This window comes from Dongia sp. P2_B8 (assembly GCF_056404715.1).
Genome location: NZ_JBFUDM010000003.1, coordinates 898,285 through 914,292 on the forward strand (window position 1 = coordinate 898,285; position 16,008 = coordinate 914,292).

Annotated in this window: 18 protein-coding genes; 16 read left to right on the forward strand and 2 right to left on the reverse strand. The window is 60.2% G+C overall.

Annotated features, from left to right (window positions below):
- Positions 1–10: 10 nt before the first annotated feature.
- The 7 genes from AC1DWZ_RS11770 (at position 11) to fabG (ending at position 6,490) form a co-directional block, all read left to right on the forward strand.
- Entirely contained in the window at positions 11–706 is a 696-nt protein-coding gene (locus AC1DWZ_RS11770; RefSeq protein WP_477169079.1) for a cysteine hydrolase family protein, read from the forward strand.
- Entirely contained in the window at positions 703–1,431 is a 729-nt protein-coding gene (locus AC1DWZ_RS11775; protein WP_477169080.1) for a type 1 glutamine amidotransferase, read from the forward strand. The genes AC1DWZ_RS11770 and AC1DWZ_RS11775 overlap by 4 nt, the downstream gene beginning before the upstream one ends.
- A gap of 228 nt (positions 1,432–1,659) precedes the next feature.
- Positions 1,660–2,823, forward strand: a complete 1,164-nt coding sequence (locus AC1DWZ_RS11780; protein WP_477169081.1) for an ABC transporter substrate-binding protein — start codon at positions 1,660–1,662, stop codon at positions 2,821–2,823.
- 102 nt (positions 2,824–2,925) lie between these two features.
- Entirely contained in the window at positions 2,926–3,993 is a 1,068-nt protein-coding gene (locus AC1DWZ_RS11785; RefSeq protein WP_477169082.1) for an ABC transporter ATP-binding protein, read from the forward strand.
- 13 nt (positions 3,994–4,006) lie between these two features.
- Positions 4,007–4,861, forward strand: coding sequence for an ABC transporter permease (locus AC1DWZ_RS11790; RefSeq protein ID WP_477169083.1), 855 nt, complete (start codon positions 4,007–4,009; stop codon positions 4,859–4,861).
- A gap of 3 nt (positions 4,862–4,864) precedes the next feature.
- Positions 4,865–5,686 carry an ABC transporter permease gene (locus AC1DWZ_RS11795; protein WP_477169084.1) on the forward strand — a complete coding sequence of 274 codons (822 nt, stop codon included), beginning with the start codon at positions 4,865–4,867 and terminating at the stop codon, positions 5,684–5,686.
- A gap of 21 nt (positions 5,687–5,707) precedes the next feature.
- Positions 5,708–6,490 carry a 3-oxoacyl-ACP reductase FabG gene (fabG, locus tag AC1DWZ_RS11800; protein WP_477169085.1) on the forward strand — a complete coding sequence of 261 codons (783 nt, stop codon included), beginning with the start codon at positions 5,708–5,710 and terminating at the stop codon, positions 6,488–6,490.
- Here fabG and qhpR read toward each other — a convergent pair.
- On the reverse strand, positions 6,487–7,554 hold the full coding sequence (gene qhpR / locus AC1DWZ_RS11805; protein WP_477169086.1) for an AraC-like transcriptional regulator QhpR: 1,068 nt from the start codon (positions 7,552–7,554) through the stop codon (positions 6,487–6,489). The genes fabG and qhpR overlap by 4 nt on opposite strands.
- Before the next feature lie 253 nt (positions 7,555–7,807).
- Here qhpR and AC1DWZ_RS11810 point away from each other — a divergent pair, with 253 nt between their 5' ends.
- From AC1DWZ_RS11810 to AC1DWZ_RS11845, 8 genes are all read left to right on the forward strand, one after another.
- Positions 7,808–8,806, forward strand: a complete 999-nt coding sequence (locus tag AC1DWZ_RS11810) for a phosphotransferase enzyme family protein (RefSeq protein WP_477169087.1) — start codon at positions 7,808–7,810, stop codon at positions 8,804–8,806.
- A 25-nt stretch (positions 8,807–8,831) separates the two neighbouring features.
- Positions 8,832–10,121 (forward strand): class-III pyridoxal-phosphate-dependent aminotransferase, encoded by a 1,290-nt coding sequence (locus AC1DWZ_RS11815; protein ID WP_477169088.1) that lies wholly within the window; start codon positions 8,832–8,834, stop codon positions 10,119–10,121.
- Positions 10,122–10,133: 12 nt separating this feature from the next.
- Positions 10,134–11,729, forward strand: coding sequence for an aldehyde dehydrogenase family protein (locus AC1DWZ_RS11820; RefSeq protein ID WP_477169089.1), 1,596 nt, complete (start codon positions 10,134–10,136; stop codon positions 11,727–11,729).
- A gap of 17 nt (positions 11,730–11,746) precedes the next feature.
- Complete coding sequence (locus AC1DWZ_RS11825) at positions 11,747–12,346, forward strand: BMC domain-containing protein (RefSeq protein WP_477169090.1); 600 nt, start codon at positions 11,747–11,749, stop codon at positions 12,344–12,346.
- 5 nt (positions 12,347–12,351) lie between these two features.
- Complete coding sequence (locus AC1DWZ_RS11830) at positions 12,352–12,768, forward strand: hypothetical protein (RefSeq protein ID WP_477169091.1); 417 nt, start codon at positions 12,352–12,354, stop codon at positions 12,766–12,768.
- Positions 12,765–13,022, forward strand: a complete 258-nt coding sequence (locus tag AC1DWZ_RS11835) for a EutN/CcmL family microcompartment protein (RefSeq protein ID WP_298687218.1) — start codon at positions 12,765–12,767, stop codon at positions 13,020–13,022. The genes AC1DWZ_RS11830 and AC1DWZ_RS11835 overlap by 4 nt, the downstream gene beginning before the upstream one ends.
- A 24-nt stretch (positions 13,023–13,046) precedes the next feature.
- On the forward strand, positions 13,047–13,328 hold the full coding sequence (locus tag AC1DWZ_RS11840) for a BMC domain-containing protein (protein WP_298687216.1): 282 nt from the start codon (positions 13,047–13,049) through the stop codon (positions 13,326–13,328).
- Between the two features lie 177 nt (positions 13,329–13,505).
- Positions 13,506–14,141: a hypothetical protein gene (locus tag AC1DWZ_RS11845; protein WP_477169092.1), complete on the forward strand. Its 636-nt coding sequence runs from the start codon at positions 13,506–13,508 to the stop codon at positions 14,139–14,141.
- Here the strand turns inward: AC1DWZ_RS11845 and AC1DWZ_RS11850 are convergent.
- Entirely contained in the window at positions 14,138–15,046 is a 909-nt protein-coding gene (locus tag AC1DWZ_RS11850) for a LysR family transcriptional regulator (protein ID WP_477169093.1), read from the reverse strand. The two genes, AC1DWZ_RS11845 and AC1DWZ_RS11850, sit on opposite strands and share 4 nt — an antisense overlap.
- Before the next feature lie 102 nt (positions 15,047–15,148).
- Here AC1DWZ_RS11850 and AC1DWZ_RS11855 point away from each other — a divergent pair, with 102 nt between their 5' ends.
- Positions 15,149–15,976, forward strand: a complete 828-nt coding sequence (locus tag AC1DWZ_RS11855) for an SDR family oxidoreductase (RefSeq protein WP_477169094.1) — start codon at positions 15,149–15,151, stop codon at positions 15,974–15,976.
- Positions 15,977–16,008: the final 32 nt, after the last annotated feature.

The following is a 16,008-nucleotide window of genomic DNA, read 5'->3' on the forward strand; positions in this document are numbered from 1 at the left end:
ATCGCTCGCAATGACCTGGAAGACCCGCAACCGTTCTTTCTATTATGCCGGCGCACCGGAGCCGGACGATCTCGATTTCAAGCCGGCCGAGACGGCGCTGCTGGTGATCGATGTGCAGAACACCTATCTGGCAAGGCCGGACCGGGCATCGCTCGATGCTGCCGGGCAGGCCAGCTATGATGCCTGGACGCCGTTCCATAAGCGCATGAATGAGATCGTCATTCCACGCACGGCCGAGTTGCTGCGCCTTGCGCGCAAGCACGGCATCGAATGCCTGTTCGCCCGCATCGCCTGCCAGACGGCGGATGGTCGCGACCGGTCGCTCAGCCAGAAGATGCCGGGCTGGAACAATCTTTTGCTGCCCAAGGACGAACAATCCTCGCAGATCGTGCCGCAACTGGCGGCCCGGGGCGACGAGATCACGGTCACTAAGACGACTGACAGCGCGCTCACAGGCACCAATCTGCGCCTCATCCTTCATAATCTCGGCATCAAGAATGTGATCTGTGTCGGCATCTTCACCGATCAATGCGTCTCTTCGACGGTGCGCAGTCTCGCCGATGAAAGCTTCCAGGTCGTGGTGGTGGAAGATTGCTGTGCCGCAGGTTCTGATGCGCTCCATGAGCAGGAACTGGCCATCATCAACATGATCTATTGCCACGTGATGAATGCGGCCGAACTTGTCCAAATGATGAAGCTGGCATGAAGCGCATCCTCATCATCGTCCCGGAACTGGTGGCACCGCCCGGCATCCTGGGGCAGGCGCTCATCGAGAACGGCGCGCACTATGACGCGGTCTTTCCGGTTGCGCGTTTTGCCAGCCAGTCGCCGCTTGCCTATCCCGGCCTGCCTGCGGGGCCGGGCGGCTATGCCGGGCTCATCGTCATGGGCGGGCCGATGAGTGCCAGGGACGAGCATGATTATCCCTTCCTCACCGAGACGATGGCGCTGATCCGCGCTTTTACGGCAGCGGACCGCCCGGTCCTCGGGGTCTGCCTCGGCGCCCAGATCATCGCCCACGCCTTCGGGGGCGAGATCTATCGCCTGGGCAAGCTTGAATCCGGCTTCTACCAGCTCGGCCTGACGGCAGAGGGCAGGGCGGATCCGCTGTTCCGGGATGTGGCGGAACCCGTCACGACCTTCGAAAACCACTATGAAGCCACGCGGAACACGCCAGGTGCCGTCACCCTGATGACCGGCGGGGCCTGCGCGGTTCAGGCCTTCCGGGTCGGTACCAAGACCTACGGTGTCCAATTCCATGTCGAGGTGACGATCGACATCGTGCGGGATTGGATCCGGATGTTTGGCAAGGATTTCTGTCGCGATGAGCCAAGATTGTTGACCGATCTCGATCAACAATTCGACATCCATTTCCGCGACTACGTCCGGGTCTGCCAGACGCTCACGCGAAATTGGCTGGCGTTAACTTAAGGCATTGTTGTCATTGAGGGGGCTGTCAAGATTATCGGCCTAAATGTCAAGACCGGGTGGTAGGGGGTCCCTATCGTCCATAGTGTGACCGACATCAAGATGACTTGCGTCAAGCAAGCGAGAACGCGCAGAAAACCGCATCCGTCCGGACTTTGCGGCCAGATGCACCAGCTTGGTCAACAGGGAAGCGGCACCGGCAGCAACGCCCGGGCCAACGGAGAGGGACAGATGAGCAGCTTCAAGCAGTCACGTCGCAATTTCATGCAGAATTCCGCCCTGATGGCGGCGGCCTTTGCCACCGGCGGTGTCGCCGGCCTGCGCCCCGCCTTTGCGGACCGGTCGAAGGAACTCAATATCCTGTGTTGGGAGGGTTATAACTCGGCCCAGGTGTTGGACCCGTTCCGCGAATCCTCGGCCGCCACGGTGAAAGCGGAATCGCTCACCAACGACCCCACCATGATCAACCGTCTGCGGGCCGGCGAAACCAATGTCTGGGATTTGATCAACGTCAACAATCCCTGGGCGCGCAAGGTGATGTTCCCGGAAAAGCTCATCAAGCCGCTCGATCGCGCCAAGATGGAGCCCTATTTCGAGAAAATGGCCCCGGCCTTCAAGCCGCCTTATAAATGGGCGATGGACGATGCCGGTGTCGAGCTGCTCGGCATGTGCCAGCGCTATGGCCCCTACAGCTTCGTCGTCAATACCGACAAAGTCAGCCGCGACGCCGCCGAGGATCAGGGCTGGGATCTGTGGAACGATCCGGCCAATGACAAGAAATACGGCATCCTTGAATCCGACGATTGGAACGTCTTCAACATCTGCTGCATCGCCGGCTTCGATCCGTTCAAGGTCCATAGCGACGAGGAGGTCGCAAAGTTCACTGAAACCGCGAAGAAGGTCTTCAAGGGCGCCAAGGTGGTGGGCGATATCGCAACGATGAACCAGGCGCTGGTCTCGGGCGAGATCAATTTCCACATGACCGGCGGCACCTATTCTGCCTCGCCGGCGCGCGCTGACGGGACCGCTGCCATTCGCGGCATCACACCGAAGAAAGGCCCAATGGCAGGCGGCAAGGGCGGCATTTCCTGGATCGAGGTGACCTCGACCGTCAATAATCCGGATCTGTCACCACAAGCGGTGGCCTTCCTGGAATATGTGCAGGATCCGACCGTCGCCCATACCGTCGCCTTCGCCGAAGGCACCTTCAACCCGGTGGCCCAGATGGGCAACCCGGATTGCTTCAAGCTCTTTACCAAGGAAGAGCTCGACGCCATCCAGTATGACAGTCTGGAAGAGGAAATGGCGCGCTCGGTCGAATACGACATTGTGCCGGATTACGACAAGCTGCTCGACATCATGACCGCGGCGAAGCGCGAAGCTTCCGGCGGCTGAGATCGACCAGCGACCTGTCTTGCGCGCGGGTCGTCCAGCTGGAAGTATGCTGGGCGACCCGCAGTTTTTCTGACCTCTTCATCATCCGGATTTCCGAGGACCATGAACGGCCGATCGCCCATTCTGCAGCTGCGCAATCTCACCAAGATTTTCGGCAATTTCACGGCCGTCAAAGAAATCAATCTCGACATCTCCGAAGGAGAGTTCTTCACCATTGTCGGCCCGTCCGGCAGCGGCAAGACCACCTTGCTGCGCATGCTGACCGGGATGGAGAGTGCCACCAGCGGTGACATCCTGCTGCGCGGGAGTCGGATCAACGATCTGCCGGCCAACAAGCGGCCGACCTGCATGGTGTTCCAGTCTCTGGCGCTGTTCCCGCATCGCACGGTGGGGCAGAACATCGAGTTCTCGCTGAAGATCAAGAATGTCGACCCCGCGGCCCGCAAAATTCGCGCGCTGCAGCTGATGGACCAGCTGCGCCTGCCGCAGGATTATTACGGCAAGAGTGTCACCAAATGTTCGGGCGGTGAACGGCAGCGCGTGGCTTTGGCGCGCGCACTTGCTTACGATCCCGACATTCTGTTCTTTGACGAGCCGCTGTCGGCGATCGATTACAAACTTAGGAAGACGCTGGAGAAGGAACTGAAGGACATCCACCGGGAGACCGGCAAGACCTTCATCTACATCACTCACAGTTTGGAAGAGGCGATGGTGATGAGCGACCGCATCGGTGTCATGCGGGCGGGATCGCTGGTACAGGTGGGCTCGCCGCAGCAGATCTACTCCGCGCCGGAAACCAAATTCGTCTCGGAATTCATCGGCGACGTCAACGTCATGGCTGTGACGGCAGCCGGCTCGGCCACTGTGCATGCGGCGGAATTCAAGACCGATTTCGCCAGCCCACCGGTACCGGCCGGTTTCGCGTCCGGCCATCTGGTCGTACGGCCGGAATCGCTGCGCTTCCTGGAAGCGCGCGGGCAGGCGCAGAACTGCCTCGAGGGCCGGCTCTATAACGAATATGTGCTGGGGTCGCGCATCCAATATCAGGTGCGTGTCGGTGACCATGTCTTCATCGTCGAGAAATTGCGCCAGCAGGCCTTTACCGGCCACCGTGACGACAATGTGCTGATCGGCTGGGATGCGAAGGACAGCATCCTGGTGACGGATTGAGCGGGGGAAAGCCATGAACCTCGCAAAGATGTTCAGACCCGGCACAAGGCACGCGCTGCCGCTGCTGCTATTCCTGTTGGTGGGGTTTGCTGCACCCCTGCTGGCCGTGATCGGCTTCAGCTTCATTCCTGCCCGCACGTTCGAGCTGTGGCAGCCCTGGAGCCTCGGCAATTATGTCGAGATCTTCAATTCGACGGCCTATCTTTCTTTCCTCTGGTCGCTGGGGCTTGCTGCCGTCACCGTCCTCATTCTGGCGGTCATTTGCTATCCCATTGCCTATGGCCTGGCGCGGGTGTTCGGGAAATATGCGACGTTGGTCACGCTGCTGTTCACGATTCCGCTGTTTGTCTCGGAAAATGTTCGCCTCTATGGCTGGGTGCTGTTCTTCATCAAGAATGGCGTCTTGCTCGGCACGTTGAAGGCCTGGTTCGGCATCGAGCCGGAAAGCTGGCTGTTCACCAGCGGCATTATCGTCTTCGGTATGGTCTATGTTTATCTGCCCTTCATGCTGTTTCCGATGACGCTGGGCGTCTCCATGGTGCCTGACCAGACCCGGGATGCCGCCTTCGACCTCGGCGCCACGCGCTGGCAGGTGTTCAAGGAGGTCGAGTTACCACTTTCCATGCCAGGCATCATGATCGGCTTCCTGCTGTCTTTTGTGCTGGCAGTCGGTGCCATCGCCGAGGCGAAAGTGCTGGGTGGACAGCAGATCATCCCGATCAGCCACGATATTGAAATCGCCTTTACCTATGCACAGAACTGGCCATTGGGAGCTGCCCTCTCGGTGCTGCTGATGCTCGTGGTGGGGACCATGGTCCTTCTAGTGCTGCGGCGCTTCGATCTCGACGCCATCCTGGGACGGAGATAGGCGATGAACGGCCTCACGCCCCGCTGGCGTACCTCTCTCATCTGGGCGTGGACGGCGGCCGTTGTCGTCTTCATGTATTTGCCGGGTGTCTGCCTGCTGCTGGCCTCGATGACGTCGAGCCGCTACTTCATATTTCCCATCAACAAATGGGGTTTCGATTGGTGGCAGAAGACATTCGCCTCCCTCGAAATCCATCAGTTGTTCAAGACGTCGATCCTGATCGCCGCCTGCGTCACGGTCATTGCCGTGACGATCGCCTTGTTTGGGGCGTTGGCTTTCGCGCGCTATGACTGGAAGGGTCGCAGCATCTATCAGAAGATCGTGTTGCTGCCGATCTTCTTTCCGCAATCGGTGCTGGGCCTGTCGCTGCTGCTCTGGTTCAACGCGCTGGGCCTCACCATGTCCTGGCAGACGGCGGTCTTTGCCCATCTGGTCTGGATCATTCCCGTCTGCACCCTGGTTATTTCGATCCAGGTCTATTCCTTCGATCCGGCCCTGGAAGAGGCGGCCTTCGATCTTGGCGCCACCAAATGGCAGGTGTTCCGCGAGGTAACCTTGCCGGTGCTCTTTCCCGGCATCTTCTCTGGCGGGTTATTCGCCTTCTTGTTGTCCTGGGGCAATTTCCCGTTGTCGCTCTATACGACCGGTGCCGACACAACGATTCCGGAATATCTTTATGCCAAGATGGTAGCCGGCTATACGCCGGGCGTGCCGGTGCTGGGCACGGTCTCGACAGTGGGTGCCGCGACGCTCCTGCTGGCGGGCTATGCGATCATTCTGATGCTGCGCCGTCGCCGCGCCGTCAGCGATCAATCGGAAACCTGATTAAAATCGGAGGAACGCGCCATGCTGGCCGCATCGATCAAGGGGAAATCCGTCATCGTCACCGGCGCCAGCAAGGGTATCGGTAAGGGCATTGCCCGGGTCTTTGCCAAACACGGGGCCAAGGTGCTGGTGGTCGGACGCGACCTCAAGGCGGCGGAGACGGCCGCCAAGGAACTGACCGATATGGGCCACACGGCGTCCGGCTTCTCCGCCGATGTCACCAAGCTGCCGGACATGGAGAAGATGGCCAAGGCGGCGGCCGATCGTTATGGCAGCGTCGACGTGCTGTGCGCCAATGCCGGCATGTTCCCACAGGTGAAGATCGAGGAGATGTCGCCGGAGACCTGGGACGATGTCATGGCAACCAACCTCAAGGGCACTTTTTTATCGGTGAAGGCGTGCGTGCCGTACCTCAAGAAAAGCGGTGAGGGGCGCATTGTCATCACCTCATCGATCACAGGTCCGGTGACCGGATTTCCCGGCTGGACCCACTACGGTGCGACCAAGGCCGGTCAATTGGGTTTCATGCGCACGGCCTGCATGGAATTGGCAAAATACGGCATTACGGTCAACGCCGTGCTCCCCGGCAATGTCATGACCGAGGGGCTCATCGAACTCGGCGAGGAATATATGAAGGGCATGGCGGCATCGGTCCCGCTCGGCAAGCTCGGCGATGTCGAGGATATCGGCCATGCCGCCTTGTTCCTGGCATCGCGCGAGGCCGGCTATATCACCGGCCAGACCATCATCGTCGACGGTGGGCAGATCCTGCCAGAATCACAGGATGCGATGGCGCAGATTTAGTGCCCCTGTTTGCGATAGGCCCGGGGGCTGACACCAGTCCAGCGGGTGAAGGCCCGGGTGAAGGCCGAAAGTTCCGAATAGCCGAGCAGCAAGGCGATCTCGGTCAAGGGCAGCTGGCGCTGGTCGAGATACATCTGCGCCAGGCTCTGACGCGTTGTTTCAACGGCATCCTTGTAAGTCAAACCCTGTTCTGACAATTCGCGCTGGATGACAGCGGGGGCGACCCGCAGCATCTGCGCGATATGATCGAGGCTGGGATAGCCGCTGGGCAGATTGACGCGGATTGCCGTCTTGACGCGATCGACCATGCCATCGCTGCCCTGCCGGTGTGATCCCAAGGATTCAAGGCATGTCTGCATCATGGTGAGCAGCTGCAGATCGCGGCCCGGCATCGCACGTTCCAGCAATTCCGGGCGGAACAGCAGAGCATTCGTGGGTTGGCTGAAATAGACCGGCGCGTCGAAGGCCGTCTCGTGTTCCTTCCAGAATTCCGGCCGCGGATGCTCGAAATGCACTTCGATCGGTGCCCATTTCGGACCGCAGCAATCGCGAATTACATTGGCGAACATGCCCAGGGACAATTCCGCATCCTGACGCCGCTCGACGATTTCCGAGGAATAGATCTGATATTCGAGGCGCATCAACCCGTCCTTGCCACGGGCCAACTGCATGCCAGAGGATTCCTGATGGTAGTGGAAAAGCCGCACCAGATTGTCGAGGGCAGCACCCAAGGTCGGTGACGAGATCGCGGCATAGCCCCACATGCCGAGGTCGCGCGGCTGGAACTGCTGGCCGAAATGCAGGCCGAAATTGCCTGGGCTGAATTTGTCACCCTCGATCTGCTTGGCGGCCTGTTCGAAGAGACGGCAATAGGAAGCAAGTTTCAGCTTCAAGGTGGGCGCACCGGCCATGTCCGGCGCGATGCCGGAATTGCCGAAGATCGAATCCACGTCGCCTTGCTGCCGTTCAATGAAATCAACGAGGCCTGTCGCCGCTGCGGCCAGCACGATCGGCGCGCCTGTCTCGCGCGTCTCGGTCTTGGAATCCAGCAGAGCGGCAGCCATCGGCACGATCTCCGGCAAAAAAGTTTAGCGATGATGGCACGAGCCCGGCGGGACCTTCAAGGGTGCAAAGCTGATCAGCTGTCAAGATCGCCGCTCCAGGGGTCAAGCGCGCTGGCGACAAGCGGCTTTAACCTCGCCCATGGATGGAAACGTGCCGGCCGCGAACAAGCGGCGAACCCATGGGCCGCTGCTGCAAAGCTCAGTGAATCCAAGGGTTGAGAGCCTGACCTACATCTGGGAGCGAAGGATATTCATGAGCGGCGTGCTCACGACCGAACGATTGTTGCGCATCATCGATGAACTGGCGGCGAGTTCCCTCGCGCGCTGGGGCCTTGCCGGTGCCGATCTGAAGCTCATCAACCATTCGGAAAACTGGACCTATCGTGTGATGCCGGCGGGTGCTGCCCGGCCGGTCATCCTGCGCGTCCATCGCGACGGCTATCACAGCGTCGATGGCATCCGCAGCGAACTGGCCTGGATGCGCGCGCTGCAGGCGGAAGCCGGTGTGAAGACGCCGCAAGCCATCCCGGCGCGCGATGGCGCGGATATCCAGACCGTGGCGCATCCGGCCTTGTCTACCCCCCGCAACTGCGTGTTGTTTGAATTCATCGACGGCATTGAACCGCCACAGGACAATCTCATCCCGCCCTTTCGTCAATTGGGCGAGGTCACGGCGCGGTGCCACAACCACAGCGAAGGCTGGCAGCGCCCCGGCTACTTCCAGCGGCTGTCCTGGGATTTCGAACATTCTTTGGGCAAAACCGCCAATTGGGGCGCCTGGCAAGCCGGGCCGGATTGCACGCCGGACCGTGCCAGATTGTTGCAGCGTGCGGTCGATCTCATGGAGCGCCGGCTGGTGCGGTTCGGCCAGGGCAGGAACCGCTATGGCCTCATCCATGCCGATTTCCGCCTCGCCAACCTGCTGGTTCATGACGGCGACGTGCGGGTGATCGATTTCGACGATTGCGGGCTCGGCTGGTTCCTCTACGACGCGGCGACTGCCGTGAGTTTCTTCGAGGACCGCGCCGACGTGCCGGAATTGATGGAAGCCTGGAAGGAAGGCTATCGCCGCGTCCGCGCGCTGCCGTCAGAGGATGACGAGGAAATGTGGACCTTCATCTTGTTGCGGCGCATGACGCTCTTCGCCTGGATGGGCAGCCACGCTGAAACCGACCTCGCACGCACGGAAGGGCCGGGCTACAGCACCGGCACCTGCGATCTCGCCGAACGCTATTTGAGCCAAAAGAGCTAAGCCCCAAGCGGGCTGGGAGTGAACGATGGCAGATCTTCAGCAGAGTCCCGAGAAGCGCGAGTTCATCGCCAAATCGAAGATGTTCTGGAACCCCGGCAAGACCCAAGCCTGGCAGGATATGGGCGTCGATCTGGTGATCGACAAGCGCGAGGGTTACCTGCTGTGGGACATGGATGGCAGGCGACTCATTGATCTCCATCTCAATGGCGGTACCTACAATATCGGCCATCGCCACCCGGAGCTGATCGAAGTACTCAATCGCGGCATGCAGCGCTTCGACATGGGCAATCATCATTTCCCAAACCAGGGACGCACGGCCCTGGCCGAACGCCTGGCACGGATTTGCGGTGGCGACATGCACTACACCATGTATGCCTCGGGTGGTGCCGAGGCGATCGACATCGCCCTGAAGACGGCACGGCATGCCACGCAACGGCGCAAGATCGTCTCCATCATCAACGCCTATCATGGCCATACGGGTCTGGCTGTGGCGGCCGGTGCCGACCGCTTCAAGAAGATCTTCTTGTCCGACCAGCCGGATGATTTCGTCCATGTGCCGTTCAACGATCTCAATGCCATGGAAGATGCCTTGAAGGGCAGAGACGTGGCCGCGCTCATTATGGAGACGATCCCGGCCACCTACGGCTTTCCGATGCCGTTGCCAGGCTATCTGCAGGATGTGAAGAAGCTGTGCGAGAAGTATGGCGCCCTTTATATCGCGGATGAGGTGCAGACGGGCCTCATGCGCTGCGGTGAGATGTGGGGTTACCAGCGCTATGGCATCAATCCGGACATCATGGTGACTGGCAAAGGTATCTCCGGCGGCATGTATCCGATTGCCTGTGTGGTCGCGCGCGAGCCCTATGCCGGCTGGCTGACCCAGGACGGATTTGCGCACATGTCGACCATGGGTGGCGCGGAACTGGGTTGCCTGGTCGCCATGAAGACGCTGGAAATTCTGGAACGGCCGACCATGAAGCCGATGGTCAATTATATTTCAGAGACCTTCCGCAACGGCCTTCACGAGATCATGCAACTCTATCCCGACTTCTTCGCGGGCATTCGCCAATGTGGGCTGGTGATGGGCCTGGAGTTTGATTTCCCGGAAGGCGCCAAGCCGGTCATGAAGCATCTTTATGAAAATGGTGTCTGGGCAATTTTCTCGACCCTCGATCCCCGTGTCCTGCAGTTCAAGCCTGGCGTGCTGATGACCGCCGATCTCTGTGCCGAAGTGCTGGAGCGCGTCGAACGGAGCATTGGCCTTGCCCGTGCCGATTGCCTCGGCAAGGGCACCAGAACGCGCCGTGTGGCGTGAGGAAATCCTGACATGACTGCCATCGTCGAAGAAATCCTGGCTGGCGAAAAGCGCGCGACCGGCAATGCAGACATGATGCTGCAGACTGCGGAATGGGCCGCTGCGGCTTTTGCGCGCTTTGACCGCAAGCGCATCGAGGCAATCGCCCGCGCCGCCGCCGAGGTTGCCTATACTCATGCAGGCGCGTTGGCCGAAGCCGCGGTCAAGGAAACCGGATTCGGTGTCGCGGCTCACAAGAAGATCAAGAACGAGCTCACCTCGCGCGGGCTGTTCGAACTCTATGCCAAAGAGGATTATTGTTCGGCTCGCGTCAAAGCCGAGTTGAAGATGGTCGAACTGCCGCGCCCGGCCGGTATCGTCTTTGCGCTGACACCTTCCACCAACCCGGTTTGCAGCGTCTACTATAAGGTGCTGATGGCACTCTTTACCCGCAATGCCATCATCCTCTCACCGCACCCGATGGCAAAGACCTGCTCGGTCCGTGCCGCAAAGCTGATGGCGGCTGCGGCTGAAGAGGCGGGAGCGCCGGTCGGCATCATTCAGGTGATTGAAGAGCCCAATCTGCCGCTCATCGACTATGTGATGAAATCGCCCCGTGTCGGCGTGATTCTGGCAACCGGCGGCACACCCATGGTGCGCTCAGCCTATAGCTCCGGCAATCCGGCGATCGGCGTCGGTCCAGGCAACGCCCCGGTGCTGGTCGATGACAGTGCAGATCTCAATGAGGCCGCGAAGCGCATCGTCACCTCGAAGGCTTTCGACAATTCCATCCTGTGCACCAATGAAAGTGTCGTGCTGGCGGTCGAGAGCGTTGCGGACCGGCTGCTTCAGGCGTTGAAATCCGCCGGCGCTTATGTGGCAAAGCCGGAAGAGGTGGCAGCCCTTCGCGACCTCCTCTTCGGCAAGGGCAGTTTCAACATCGCCGTGCTTGGTAAATCCGCGGTCGAGATCGGTGCGCAGATCGGCCTGCGCCTGCCGGTGCAGACCCAGATCATTCTGGCCGAGATCGACCGCATCGGTATCGACGAGCCGCTCTCCAAGGAAAAGCTGTGCCCTGTTCTGGGCTTCCTGCGGGTGCCCCATGCGCAGGCCGGCATCACCCAGGCGCGCGCACTTATCCGCCTGTCCGGTGCTGGCCATTCCGCTGCCATCCATAGCAAACACGCACCGACCATCTTGAAATACGGGGCGGCAGTAAAGGCATTGCGGGTCGTCGTCAACGCACCCTGTAGCTTGGGTGCTGCCGGCTACGGCACGCATCTGGCGCCGGCCTTCACCATCGGCACCGGCTTCTTCGGATCGTCCGCCATTGGCGAGAATGTGGGACCGCAGCACCTCATCAACTGGACGTGCATCGCCTATAACGACGATCCGAAGGAAGCGTTCGGCGACTTCAGCGGGCTCGATGCCAATGCCGGTGGGCCGGCGCTGGCGTTGGGTCTGGAAGCGCCGATCTCGCTCGGCCGCCTGCAGGAAGGGGCCGATGTGGCGCAGGATCCGTTGCCGCTGCCATTGTCGGAACGTGGTGCGGTCGACGAGGTCGCCATTTTGCGTGAGGAGATTCGCCGCATGGTGCTCGAAGAACTCCGTGGCGCGTTGCGGTCATGAGAAAGCTGAGCTGACACATGGCCGACCTGCGCTCCTTCATCTTCATCGACCAGCTGCAGCCGCAGACGCTCTGCTATATGGCAAGCGGCATGCGCGGCAGGCTGCCGCGCACTCACATGGCAGCGCAGATCATCGAGCTAGCGCCGGGCCTCGATATCGAGGCGTTGACCGACGTTGCGCTGAAACATGCCAGTGTCTCCGGAGGCATGCTGGTGGTGGAGCGCCAATTTGGCTATCTCGAGTTTCATTCCCGCTCGATTGCCTCGGTAAAATCCGCTGCCGAAGCGGTGCTCGAGCAATTGGATGCGCGGCAGGATCAGGCGATGAAGCCGCAGATCCTCGCCTCCAAGATCGTGACGCGGATCGATAACGGCCACGCCTTTCTCATCAACCGCAACAAGTCAGGATCGATGATCCTGCCCGGAGAATCCTTGTTCGTTCTTGAAATGCAGCCGGCCTCCTACGCCATTCTTGCCACCAACGAGGCCGAGAAGACCGCCGATATCAAGGTCATCGACTATCGTATGTTTGGTGCCACCGGCCGCGTCTATCTATCCGGTGAAGAATCCAATGTGCGCATGGGCGCCGAAGCGGCCCTTTCCGCATTGCAAGGATGATGAGCATGGACAAGAACCTCATCCGCACCCTTATCCGGGATGTGATCGCCGAGGAAGTCACGGCGATGAAAGCCGGCAAAGGCGCCACCGTTCCAGTCGCTGCCGCGGTCTGCATCGCCAATGATGCCGACCTTGCCGGCTTTGCCCGCGATGTATTGCGGTTGGCCGAAGACCCGCAGGTCAAGGCTGCCATTCTTGCCGGCAAGCATGCATTTCATCTAGCGGGCGCGAGGCAGATCCTCACAGCGACATCGGCGCCCCAGAGCCACCGTATCGATAAGGGCGTCGTCACGGAAGCCATCGTCGTCAAGCTCAGCCAGAACGTTACCCGTCTGCTGCTGGGGCCTGGCGTCAGCATCACTCCCTTGGCCCGGGACAAGGCCAAGGCGCGCAACATCAGCGTCGAAAGGATCGGGCAATGATTCGCGGTCGGGTCGTGGGCCGGTATTGGGCCACCAAGAAGATCGAGCACATTCCGTCTGGCGCTTTCCTGGAAGTGGAAAGCCATGGCGGCGGGCGCATGATTGCCTTTGACGTGCTGGGCTGCGGCGAGGGCGAGGATGTGCTTATCGTCACCGGCTCGACCGCCGCATCGTGGCTCGGCGGTGGCAAGATTCCCATCGATGCCCTCATTATCGGCTCGCTCGACGAACCCACGAAATCCAAATCCAAATAGCATCATCGAAGCAAGGAGAGAGATATGTCGAACGCAATTGGAATGATTGAGACCCGGGGTTTCGTCGCGGCCCTGGCCGCGGCTGATGCCATGGTGAAAGCCGCCAACGTCACTGTCGTTGGTCGCGAGGAAGTGGGGGATGGCCTGGTGGCCGTCATCATCAACGGTGATGTCGGCGCGGTGAAAGCTGCCACCGAAGCCGGCGCCGAGGCTGCGAGCAGCGTTGGCACGCTCGTCTCCGTCCATGTCATCCCGCGGCCACACCCTGACCTCGGCAAGCATTTTGCGACAGCGACCGGGAAGTAGGCTCAAAATTCGATCTTTCCTTGCCATCTCTCCTCCTCTCCCTCGCGGGAGAGGGTCGGGGTGAGGGGGCGGAGAGAGCGAGTTGAGTAGTAGGTCCGCTTCACCCACCCCTCTCCCGCCAGGGGAGAGGGCCTGCGGTGCCGCCGGGCAAATCCGGACAAAATAAAGAAACACCCTATGACCGAACTGCGCGTCTATCTGTTGGTGAGAGATCTGGCCCGCCAGTTCGCGGCCTATATGTCGACGCCGACACGAGCGCGCGGCTATCCGCCGATGCAGGGAGAACATTCTCTGATCATCGAGATAGCGCCGGCGCTGGCGATTCACCGGATCTGCGATCTGGCGCTGAAATCGGCGCCGGATATGGAACCGGGCCTGCTCTATACCGAACGCCAATACGGCATTCTCGAACTTCATGCCGCCGACCTTGACCATCTGATGGAGACCGGTGATGCCATTCTAAGGGGCATCGACCACAAGGCCGAGGATCAACTGAAACCACGCACGCTCTATGCCGATATCATCGAAAATGTGGCCGACCAGCACGCCATTATCCTCAACCGGACACGGGAAGCCTCGATGCTGCTGCCGGGAAAGTCGCTGCTTGTCTATGAACTGGAGCCGGCCTTGTTCGCCTCTGTCGCCGCCAACGAGGCGGAGAAGGCGGCACCCGGGATTACCCTGGTCGACGTTCAGATGATCGGTGCCAGCGGGCGGCTGTTTCTATCCGGCACGCGCAAGGAATGTGAGCGCGCCCGCGACCGTATCGACGAAGTTCTGGGCAGCGTCATCGGCAGGTCGGGCAGGAGCTAGCGCTTCCGATCAGGCCATTTGGCCCTGCGTGTCAGATCGATAAACGCTCGCAATCCCGCAGGCACATGGCGGTGGCCTGAATAATAGAGGCGCATGCCTGGAAAAGGTGGCGTCCAATCCAGCAACACGCGCTCGAGCCGTCGGTTTGCCAGATGCGGCGCCACATTCCATTCCGTGAGATAGGCGACACCCAGGCCCTGCAATGCCGCCTCGATCATGAGATTGTCGCTGTCGAGTGTCAGTGGCCCACTGACGTCGATGACCATCTCCGCGCCACGCTTTTCAAATTCCCAGCGAAAGATGGCCCCGCTATGGAAGCGCCGTCGGATGCAGGCATGGCTGGTGAGATCCGCCGGCGTTTTGGGTCTGCCATGCGCCTCGAAATAGGCTGGTGTGGCGACGACGGCAAAACGTTGATCCGGCCCGCAGGGTATCGAGATCATGTCCTGCGGCACCGTCTCGGCAAGGCGTATACCTGCATCGAAACCTTCGGCAACGATGTCGATCAGCCGCCCATCGGTCACCAGATCCAGCTGCATGTCGGGATACTGCCTCAAGAACGCAAAGATAACGGGCTGCAGGATCTGGCGCGCGGCCCCTTCCGCCGTGTTGATGCGCAAGGTGCCGGTCGGCGTGTCGCGAAACTGGTTGACGGAATCCATCGCCGCCGAAATGTCACGCAGGGCTGGGCGAATGCGGGTGAGAAACACTTCGCCGGCTTCCGACAGCGAAACGCTGCGGGTCGTCCTGTTGAACAGCCGCACGCCCATACGCTGTTCGAGCGCTGCAATGGCGTGGCTCAGCGCCGAGGGTGACATGCCCAGTTCCACTGCCGCGGCCCGGAAGCTGCGATGAGTCGAGACGGCCACCACGGCGTTCAGCTCAAAAAGCCCAGCTCGATTCATTGTGCGATATCCTGCATCATATCATCCAATAATATGCCGATTATCGCAGCAATCCAAGTACCCTATCTTCAGATGTCCCTCTCTTGGAAGCGAGTTCAATTCATGAAAAGAACCATCCTCATTACCGGTACCTCCTCGGGCATTGGTATTGCGGCGGCCAGACTCTTTGCTGCCCATGGCTGGAACGTGATCGCCACCATGCGCCAGCCTGTACCCGGCATGAATTTGGGGAAAGATGTCCTGGTGACACGGCTGGATGTCCAGGATCGGGACAGCATTGCCCAAGCGATCGAGCTGGGAGTGAGGCATTTCGGCCGGATCGACGCGTTGGTCAACAATGCTGGATACGGCCAGTCAGGCCTGTTTGAGGCGATCACGCGCGAGCAGATTCAGGCGCAGTTCGACGTCAATGTCTTTGGCGTCATGGATGTGACGCGGGCGATCTTGCCGCATTTCCGGCGGAACAAAGGCGGCCTTATCATCAATGTGAGCTCTGGTGCCGGACTCTTCACTCTGCCGATGATCTCGCTCTACTGTGCCAGCAAATTCGCGCTGGAGGGTTTTACCGAAGCGCTCTCCTATGAACTTGCTTCGCAGAACATTACAGTCAAGAACGTCGTTCCCCATGGTGGCGTCACCGCAACGCGCTTCTCGGAAAAGTCCTCTGCCGCCTTCGCCAAAGACCCGCAGCTTGCCGACTATGATGATTTTGTCGCCAACACCCAGGCAGCCTTCGCGGGCATGATCGCCGCCCAGTCGAAGAGTGCCGAAGATGTTGCCGCAATCATCCATGAGGCTGCGACCGACGGATCGAACAGGTTTCGCTACCTGGTCGGCGACGATGCCCGCGGCTTCGTCAAGGCGCGTCGCGAGAAGTCGGAGGAAGAGTATATCGATTTCATGCGCGCCTATTTCCGGCCGCAGGCGTAAGCTCAGTCTCTGTCGCACCTCGCGATAGGAGG